This window comes from Streptomyces sp. SID1328 (assembly GCF_009865595.1).
Classification (GTDB): Bacteria; Actinomycetota; Actinomycetes; order Streptomycetales; family Streptomycetaceae; genus Streptomyces; species Streptomyces griseoluteus.
Window position 1 is genome coordinate 1 of record NZ_WWKH01000106.1, and the last position, 8,914, is coordinate 8,914.

At 72.8% G+C, this 8,914-nt stretch carries 6 protein-coding genes, 1 tRNA gene, 1 pseudogene and 1 riboswitch; of the genes and pseudogenes, 4 read left to right on the plus strand and 4 right to left on the minus strand.

Annotated features, from left to right (window positions below):
• From GT030_RS03390 to GT030_RS03400, 3 genes are all read left to right on the plus strand, one after another.
• A tRNA-Met gene (locus GT030_RS03390) sits at positions 1–74 on the plus strand.
• Positions 75–335: 261 nt separating this feature from the next.
• Positions 336–503: riboswitch (cyclic di-AMP (ydaO/yuaA leader) on the plus strand.
• A 9-nt stretch (positions 504–512) separates the two neighbouring features.
• The gene (locus GT030_RS03395; protein WP_161199763.1) at positions 513–1,544 is read left to right on the plus strand and encodes a M23 family metallopeptidase; all 1,032 of its coding nucleotides are present in this window, start codon (positions 513–515) and stop codon (positions 1,542–1,544) included.
• Between the two features lie 77 nt (positions 1,545–1,621).
• A complete protein-coding gene (locus tag GT030_RS03400) occupies positions 1,622–2,569 on the plus strand; it encodes an aldo/keto reductase (RefSeq protein ID WP_161199764.1) in 948 nt (315 codons plus the stop codon).
• A 41-nt stretch (positions 2,570–2,610) separates the two neighbouring features.
• Here the strand turns inward: GT030_RS03400 and GT030_RS03405 are convergent, their stop codons facing one another.
• The 4 genes from GT030_RS03405 to GT030_RS03420 form a co-directional block, all read right to left on the minus strand.
• Positions 2,611–3,888, minus strand: coding sequence for a PrsW family intramembrane metalloprotease (locus GT030_RS03405; protein WP_346009549.1), 1,278 nt, complete (start codon positions 3,886–3,888; stop codon positions 2,611–2,613).
• A gap of 57 nt (positions 3,889–3,945) precedes the next feature.
• Positions 3,946–4,752 carry a tRNA (guanosine(46)-N7)-methyltransferase TrmB gene (gene trmB, locus GT030_RS03410; RefSeq protein ID WP_161199766.1) on the minus strand — a complete coding sequence of 269 codons (807 nt, stop codon included), beginning with the start codon at positions 4,750–4,752 and terminating at the stop codon, positions 3,946–3,948.
• Positions 4,753–4,908: 156 nt separating this feature from the next.
• Complete coding sequence (lhgO, locus tag GT030_RS03415) at positions 4,909–6,126, minus strand: L-2-hydroxyglutarate oxidase (protein ID WP_161199767.1); 1,218 nt, start codon at positions 6,124–6,126, stop codon at positions 4,909–4,911.
• Positions 6,127–6,196: 70 nt separating this feature from the next.
• Positions 6,197–7,621 carry a hypothetical protein gene (locus GT030_RS03420; RefSeq protein WP_030817171.1) on the minus strand — a complete coding sequence of 475 codons (1,425 nt, stop codon included), beginning with the start codon at positions 7,619–7,621 and terminating at the stop codon, positions 6,197–6,199.
• 758 nt (positions 7,622–8,379) lie between these two features.
• Here GT030_RS03420 and GT030_RS03425 point away from each other — a divergent pair.
• A pseudogene (locus GT030_RS03425) lies at positions 8,380–8,914 on the plus strand (asparagine synthase); the annotation flags it as partial.

Sequence of the window (8,914 nt, forward strand, 5' to 3'; positions counted from 1 at the left end):
CGCGGGGTGGAGCAGCTCGGTAGCTCGCTGGGCTCATAACCCAGAGGTCGCAGGTTCAAATCCTGTCCCCGCTACTGAAGGCTCAGGGCCGGAATCCAGTAAATGGATTCCGGCCCTGAGTGTTTTCCGGGACGACTGGTGTTTTTGAGTCACCAGTAAAACTCAGGTGACTCCTGAAGCGCAGTCAGATCGCCCTGTTTAGCGGTGTTCCTGACGGATTTACACCCCGTCAGCACGTCAAACGATCAAGCTGGACGGGCTTGGAATCCGGTGCGCGTGTCTATTAACGTTCGATAACGCAGCGCGGTCGTTACAGCCGTCAGCAGAGACGGCGCCGTGCGCACACGCCGAATCCCGCAAGGGAACCGGGGACCCACCACTTTGGGGTGAATCGCGCCCGATCCGCCGTGCACCGCCCTCGGAGCACGCCGGGTTTACGCGCGTAGGAGACCTTCCTGCTCCGAACCCGTCAGCTAACCCGGTAGGCGGAGGAGGGAAAGGAGTGCGCCCGCGTGGCGTCCAACCGGCCTGCCCCACAAGCCCCGTTCGCGCCGGACGCGAGTGAGCCCTTTGCCTACGGCGCCCCCCGTGCCGAGGACGGCGCGTGGGAGGAGTGGAACCCCACCGAGGAGTCCCTGCCCGCGGTGCGCGGCCGCCACCGCGTGGCCAAGCAGCGCGGCGGCGGACTCGCCCGCAGCTCCACCGTGCTCGGTGTCGGTGTCATCGCCGCCGTCGGCGCGGGTGGCATGGCGAGTGCCAACACCGGCAAGCCGCCCGTGTCCATCGCGCTGCCCGACCTGCCCTCCGTGGACTCCCTGATCGACGGGCACCACCACACGGAGACGCCCGCCGCCTCCCTCGCCGGTGTCGCCACCGCCACGACCACCGCCGCCAGTGACGACTCCACCGCCGACGCGGGCGAGGCGCTGCGCAGCCGGATCATGGCCCAGGCCGAGCGGCAGCAGAGCAAGGCGGACAGCCGGGCCACCGCGGCCGCCGTCGCCAAGGCCGACCAGCAGGCCGCCGAGGCCGCCGCCAAGGCCGCGAAGGAAGCCTCCGTGAAGGCCGCCGCGGCCAAGGAGAAGGCGGAGGCCGACGCCGAGAAGAAGGCGGAAGCGGCCCGGCTCGCCGCGCTGGCCAAGCAGTACACGCTGCCGACCTCCTCGTACACGATCACCTCGACCTTCGGGCAGGCCGGCTCGATGTGGTCCTCCGGGTACCACACCGGGCTGGACTTCGCCGCGCCCACCGGCACGCTGATCAAGGCGATCCACAGCGGCACGATCACCGAGGCCGGCTGGGCCGGTGCGTACGGCTACCGCACGATCCTCACCCTGGACGACGGCACCGAGCTGTGGTTCTGCCACCAGTCCTCGATCAGCGTCAGCGCCGGGCAGAAGGTGTCCACCGGCGAGGTCATCGGCCGCGTCGGCGCCACCGGCAACGTCACCGGGCCGCACCTCCACCTGGAGGTCCACCCCGGCGGTCAGCCCACCGGAATCGACCCCGGCGCGTGGCTGCGGGGCAAGGGGCTCACTCCCTGAGGACTCCTGCCGGGGCTTGACCGGGTCCTTGCCCCGGAATCGGAATGGACGGGTCCGGGTGATCGTTGAGAAGGGGTATGACTGCTTCTCTGCGCAAGATCGGCTCCTCCTCCCTCGAGGTCTTCCCGCTCGCCCTCGGCGGCAACGTCTTCGGCTGGACCGCCGACCGGGACACGTCCTTCGCCGTCCTCGACGCGTATCGCTCCGCGGGCGGCAACTTCATCGACACCGCGGACGCCTACTCGGCCTGGGTCGAGGGCAACCACGGCGGTGAGTCCGAGACGATCATCGGTGAGTGGGTGCGGGCCCGGGGGGTCCGCGACCAGGTCGTCATCGCCACGAAGGTCAGTCAGCATCCCGAGTTCAAGGGGCTGGGGGCCGCGAACATCAAGGCCGCCGCCGACGCTTCCCTGCGGCGTCTCGGTACCGATCACATCGATCTCTACTACACCCACTTCGATCAGCCCGAGGTGCCCGTCGAGGAGATCATCGGGGCGCTGGACGAGCTGGTGCGGGCGGGGAAGGTGCGGTACATCGGGGCGTCCAACATCAGCGCGGAGCGGCTGAAGGAGTCGCTGGAGTTCTCCGAGCGGGCGGGGCTGGCTCGGTATGTCGCGCTCCAGCCGCACTACAACCTGGTCTCGCGTGACACCTACGAGGGGCCGCTGCAGGACGTCGCCGCGCGTGAGGGGCTTTCGGCTGTGCCGTACTACGCGCTCGCCTCCGGGTTCCTGACCGGGAAGTACCGGCCGGGGGCGACGGTGGAGAGCGCTCGGGCGGGTTCCGCGGCCAAGTATCTGGATTCCGAGCGGGGGCAGAGGGTGCTGGCCGCGCTGGACGAGGTGGCCTCAGCTCATGACACCGCTGTGGCCACGGTCGCGCTGGCTTGGCTCGCCGCTCAGCCGACCGTCGCCGCGCCCATCGCCTCCGCTCGTACGGTGGATCAGCTTCCGGCGTTGGTGGAGGTGGCCGAGCTTCGGCTGACGCCGGCGGAGCTGGAGCTGCTGACGGAGGCGTCTGCCTGAGGGCGGGCGGCGCCCGCCTCACGGACGCGGACCGGTTCCCCCTACGTGCGGTACGGGTTGTAGCCCGCGTAGGGGGGCGCCGGGTGGCCGTAGCGCTGCCAGTAGGTGACGGGGGACGGGGGCGGGGCCGTCACGTGGGCCGCGTACTCCAGGGCTGGGCGTGAGGAGGCCCGGTGTTGCCACAGGGTGACCAGGAGTTCGTGCTCGCGCGTGGAGAAGTCGGGGCCGGCACGGCCCGCGCGGGCCCGGTGGCGGAGCAGGGCCAGTTCTGTGGCGGTGGTTTCGTAGTGGACCACTGCCCGGGCGGCCGGGCGGCCGCCCAGGAAGCGGCGGGCGTGGTCGCGGGCCAGGCGGCGGGCGCGTAGGGAGCCGAGGGCGAAGGGTTCGGCGGGGGCCAGCCAGCCGGCGTAGACGTAGACGGGGAGTTCCTCGCGGGCCACGCGGAGTTCGCGTTGCCGGGAGCGGATCAGCAGCCAGGCGAGCAGGCCGAACGCCGGGGCCATGAAGCCGCCGTAGACGACGAGGAAGCCGTACTGCCCGAAGGCGGCCGAGCCGTTCCACAGAGCGTGCATGCTCATGGCGACCAGGAGGCCGCCCACCGGGAAGAGCCAGCGCAGCCGACGACTGCGCGGCAGGGCGGCCAGGCCGAAGCCGATGCCGGTGAACACGGTGAACAGGGGATGCGCGAACGGCGACATCACCCCGCGTACGAAGAACGTCGCGGCGGTCACGGAGACGATGCCCGAGGTGCCGATGGACTGGTCCGTGCCGAAGGCGTTGCCCAGGTAGAGGATGTTCTCGGTGAACGCGAACCCCGTCGCGGTCACCCCGGCTATCGCCGCGCCTCCGACCGGCCCGGTGAAGTCCCGTCTGCGGAAGACGAACACCAGCAGGACGGCGGCGGCCTTCGCGGACTCCTCCACCACCGGCGCGATCACCGTCGCGCCGAGCGTGTCCGCGCCGGAGGGGTCGGCGGTCGCGGTGGCGATCCAGTGGGTGGCGAAGCTGTTGGCGACGATGGCGATCAGCGCCGCCGCGCAGGCCCCCCACGCGAAGGCGAACAGCATGTTCCGCCAGGGGCCGGGCCGTACCCGGTCCAGCCAGCGGAACGCGGCTATCAGCCAGGGCACGGGCACCACGGCCAGCCCCAGCCCGACGAGGAACCCCTCCGTACCGGTCTGCCGCCGCACCAGCGCCAGGATCACCACCCCGGACAGCGCGAGCAGCCCGGCCAGCGCCCCGTGCCGCACCCACTCCCGCCGCCACCAGACCGGCCGGGGGCCGTCGGTGTGGGGCGGGTACGGAGAACTGATGGCCACAGCATCGACCCTAACGGTGACCGGGCCATGAAGGCTCAGGCTTTGCGGCCCGCCGGGCTACGGGTTCGTGTGCGGTACGCGGCGGAAGAGCAGGTCGTTCACCACGTGGCCCTTGTCCAGGCCCTGGCCCTCGAAGCGGGTCAGCGGGCGGAACGCGGGACGCGGGGCGTAGCCGCCCTCGGCGCGAGTGTTCTCGAAGCCGGGGTGCGCGTCGAGCACCTCGAGCATCTGCTCGGCGTACGGCTCCCAGTCCGTCGCGCAGTGCACGGTCGCGCCGGGTGCCAGCCGGGCCGCGGCCAGGGTGAGGAACTCGGGCTGGATCAGCCGCCGCTTGTGGTGCCGCTTCTTCGGCCAGGGGTCGGGGAAGTAGACGCGGAGCCCGTCGAGGGAGTCGGGGGTGAGCATCTCCCGCAGCAGGATGATCGCGTCGCCGTTGCCGACCCGGACGTTGGTCAGGCCGCCCTGCTCGGCGAGGTTCAGCAGATTGCCCTGGCCGGGGGTGTGCACGTCGACGGCGAGGATGTTGGTGTCCGGGGCGGCCGCCGCCATCTGCGCGGTGGCCTCGCCCATGCCGAAGCCGATCTCCAGCACGACGGGGTTGGCGTTGCCGAACAGTTCCGCGAGGTCGATGACCCGCTGCCCGTCGATGTCCAGCCCCCACTGCGGCCACAGCCGGGCCAGCGCGTCGGCCTGCCCGGTGGTGACCCGGCTGCGCCGGGGCTGGAAGCTGCGGATACGCCGCTCGAAGTGGGATCCGGCGGGATCGGGCTGCGGCCCGTCGGGAAACCGGGGCTCGCCCTTGCTCCGCGAGGTCCGCGCGGACGGCCCGGCCTCGGCGGGCCGGATGGCTTCGGTGGCATTCACGGAGTCAGACACAGTGCCTCCGATTTTAGGCGCTCCGCGGAGGGGGCCCACGGCGCCGGCGGAGGTGGGGTCGGTCACGGCGCCCCAGCGGCGGGTGCATCCCGGTGAAACCGGCACCCGCCTGTGCGGGGCACGACGGTCCGGCCGCCCGACCCCTCACAGCGCCCGCAGCATCTCCAGCGTCCGGCGGCTCACCTCCCGGCCGATCGGCAGAGACGCCGTGGCCGCGGGGGACGGGGCGTTCAGGACGTGCACCGCGCGGGCGCCCTCGCGGATGAGGAAGTCGTCCACCAGGGCGCCGTCGCGGGTGACCGCCTGGGCGCGGACGCCGGCCGGGGCGCGGACCAGGTCGCGTTCCTCCACGCCGGGCACCAGGCGGCGGACCGCGTCCAGGAAGGCGGGCTTGGAGAGGGAGCGGCGCAGCTCGCCCGCGCCGTACCGCCAGTGTCTGCGGGCCAGGGCCCAGGCGCCGGGCCAGCCCGCGGTGGCGGCCAGCTCACGCGGGCGGACGACACCCCAGCCGTACCCCTCGCGGGCGAGCGCCGGGACGGCATTGGGGCCGACGTGGACTCCGCCGTCGAGGCCCCTGGTCAGGTGGACGCCGAGGAAGGGGAACGCCGGGTCGGGCACCGGATAGACCAGGCCGCGCACCAGCTCCGGACGGGCCAGCTCGTAGTACTCGCCCCGGAACGGCACGATCCGCACCCCCGGCTCGTCCCCGGTGAGGCGGGCCAGCTCGTCGCAGTACAGGCCCGCGCAGTTGACCAGGACGCGGGCGCGGACCACCTGGCCGGCCGAGGTCAGCACCGCCACGCCCCGGTCGGGGCGCCGGTCCACCCGGACGACCCGCGAGCCGTACCGGATCTCGGCGCCGGAGGCGCGGGCCAGCTGCCGGGCGACGGCGGTGAAGTCGCAGACGCCGGTCGTGCCGACGTGGATCGCGGCGAGGCCGCGCACCTCGGGCTCGTACTCGGCGATCTGGGTGGCGCCCAGCTCGCGGACCGGGATGCCGTTCTCCCGGCCGCGCTGCACCAGGGCGTGCAGCCGGGGCAGCTCGGCGCGGTCGGTGGCGACGATCAGCTTGCCGGTGACGGAGTGGTCGATGCCGTACTCCGCGCAGAACTTGATCATCTCGGCGGCGCCGCGCACCGCGTACCGCGCCTTGAGCGAGCCCGGCCGGTAGTAGATGCCGCTGTGCACGACCCCGCTGTTGCGGCCGGTCTGGTGGCGGGCCGGGCCCGGTTCCTTCTCCAGCACGATGACCCGCGTGCCGGGCGCGGCGCGCGTCAGGGCGTACGCCGTCGACAGCCCGACGATGCCGCCACCGACCACCAGCACGTCGCAGTCGTACGCGTCCGCCCGCACCTGCACCACCTCCCGGCCTCGATAGTGCACTGCGCCACTGACAACGCCTTCAAACCGCGCCACAGAAGCCTTGTGCCGTCTAGGCGGGAGCCATCAGAAGCGGGCGGGCCCGTTCGCGGAGTTCCACCACCCGGGGTTCGTCGCCGTAGGGCTCCAGGCGGTGGAGGAGGTCCTTGACGTACTCGGTGGTGCGGGCGGAGGAGATGCGGCCGGCCACCTCGACCGCGCGTACGCCCTGCTCGCAGGCCGCGTCCAGGTTGCCCGACTCCAGTTCGGCCACGGCGGAGACCACCAGGCGCAGCCCGTGCGAGCGGACGAACTCCTCGGTCGGCTGGGACAGCGCCTGCTCGGTGAAGCGGCGCACCTGGCGGGGCGCCTTGAGATCGCGGTAGCACTCGGCGGCGTCGGCGGCGAAGCGGTCGTAGCCGTAGAAGCCGAGCCAGGACGGGTCGCTGTCGCCCTCGCGGGACCGCTCCAGCCAGCCCTCGGAGGACTTCAGGGCGGCCCCGGCCGCGTGCGCGTCGCCCGCACGCGCGTGGGCCCTCGCCTCGACCAGCCGGAAGAAGCTCATCGTGCGCGCGGTGGCCAGCCCCCGGTTCCGCTCCAGGGCGGCCTGGGCGAGGTCGACGCCCTCGTCGCCGAAGCCCCGGTAGGTCGCCTGGAGCGACATGGAGGCGAGCACGTACCCGCCGAGCGGCACGTCGGCCGCCGCACGGGCCAGCCGGAGCGCCTGGATGTAGTACCGCTGGGCCGCTTCCTGCTGGCCGGTGTCGAAGGCCATCCACCCCGCCAGCCGGGTCAGTTCGGCACCCGCGCCGAACAGCGCGCGGCCCACCTCGTCGGAGTAGGAGCCCAGCAGCAGCGGGGCCGCCTCCACCCTGAGGCACTCGGGCACCATGGAGGAACGCCAGTCACCGCCGCCGTACTTGGAGTCCCAGCGCCGGGCGTCCTCGGCGGCCTCCCGGAGCTTCTGCACATCGCTGTGGCCGACTTTGATCGGTGCGGCGGCGCCCCCCTCGGGATGCGCCTCCCGCTCGACCGAGCTGTCGGCGGGGGTTATCAGCCATCGGGACGCGGGCGTCGCGTAGGCGCTCACGGCGAACGACCCGGCCAGCGACTGCCAGATCCCGCCCGACCCGGCACGGCGTCCGGCCAGGTCCAGGCGGTACAGGTCGGTCGCCGAGCGCACCGCCTGCCCCACGTCGCGCGGGAAGGCGAGGCCCACCTCGGGCGCGGGGTCGGCGTCGGCGAGGCCGATCTCGTGCAGCGGCACCGGCCGGCCGAGCTTCTGCCCGATCGCGGCGGCGATCAGATGCGGCGCCGCACCCTGGGGCACCATCCCCTTCGACACCCAGCGCGCGACCGAGGTCTTGTCGTACCGGAGCGTCAGACCCCGTTGCGCCCCCAGGTCGTTGACCCGGCGCGCGAGGCCCGCGTTGCTGATTCCCGCGAGGGCGAGAACGGTGCCGAGTTTCTCGTTCGGCCCGCGTTGCTCCCTGGACATGCGCCACCCCTCGACACAGACGGCTGCCCCGCTGGCATAACCACGCGGCATTCGTAAACACAGCGTAGTTCGCCGCATCCCAAGCGTTAAGGGGCATTGTTCCGGATGGCGCGATTGCGGTCCGTACGGGAGTACGGCCCTGTACGCACCGTGCACGGACCGTCGCGGCGTGCCCCCGCGCGTGTGGCCGTGCGCCTGTCCGTGCGCTCTGGTCCGGCCACCGGGGGAGCGGTTCCATGGCTCTGCGTGGGTCGGCCCGCTGTACTTGCGTCCAGTGGGCTGGGGGACGCCGCCGCCTACATCCCCGCGGGCGGCGGACCGGTCCGGGAGGCGACGCCCGCCTCCCGGACCGTGCGCGCTCGCCGGGCCGCCGCGCGCTCCGCAGGGCCTGTACGGAGCGTGCTCAAATCCCGTGCCCTGGCGCCAAATTGGCCGAAAACAGCCGTCGTTCCGCCGCTCGTATTTCCGTTCCCACCACGGCACTTGAGGGCGCGAAGGGCGTTCCGGGGGAGTGAACCGGGGCGCATTCGCATCGCTCTCCCCTCGCCCTCCTCCCGCCAACCTCCGCAGGCAGGAGACGGGTTCATCCTGCCCGCCGCGCCCCGCCGTGTCCCGGCCGCGCGCCGGGCCCCGCCGTGTTTCCTGGTGATTTCCCTCGATCGAAGGCGGCGCCACCACCCTTCCCCGGCGCGTTCTTCATGGCAGCATGGGTCCGGTTCGTGCGGTGCACTGGTGGTCCACAGCCTGTGGAGGCGTCGATGCGGTGGTTGGTGGGTTGGAGCAGCACCGCCGCGCGCGCTCTGGGCGCCGAGACCGCGGGAGCCACCGGGTACGACGGCGAGACCCTGCGCCCCGTCGGCTCCCACCTGCTGTGGGGCGACCCCGATCCGCTGTGGGCCGTGGGCGACTGGCGCCCCGACGAGGTCCGCGTGGTGCACGCCGACGCCCAGAACCGCATCGCCGTCCTCGGCATCTGCGGCGCCTCCGACGAGGAGCTGCGGCGCGGTCTGTTCACCGCGCGCGGCGGCGCCCTGCGCCACCTCACCGCCTGGCCGGGCAGCTACACCGCCGTCGTCCAGGCCGGCCGGCGCATCACCGTCTGCGGCGACCTCGCGGGCGCCCGCCCGGTCTTCCACGCCCCCTGGGAGGGCGGCACCGCCTACGCCACCGCGGCCCTCCCGCTCGCCGACCTCACCGAGGCCAACCTCGACTTCGGCCACCTGGCCGCCCTCCTCGCCGCCCCCGAGGTACCGGCCGCCCTGCGCGACACCACCCCCTACGAGGGCGTACGCC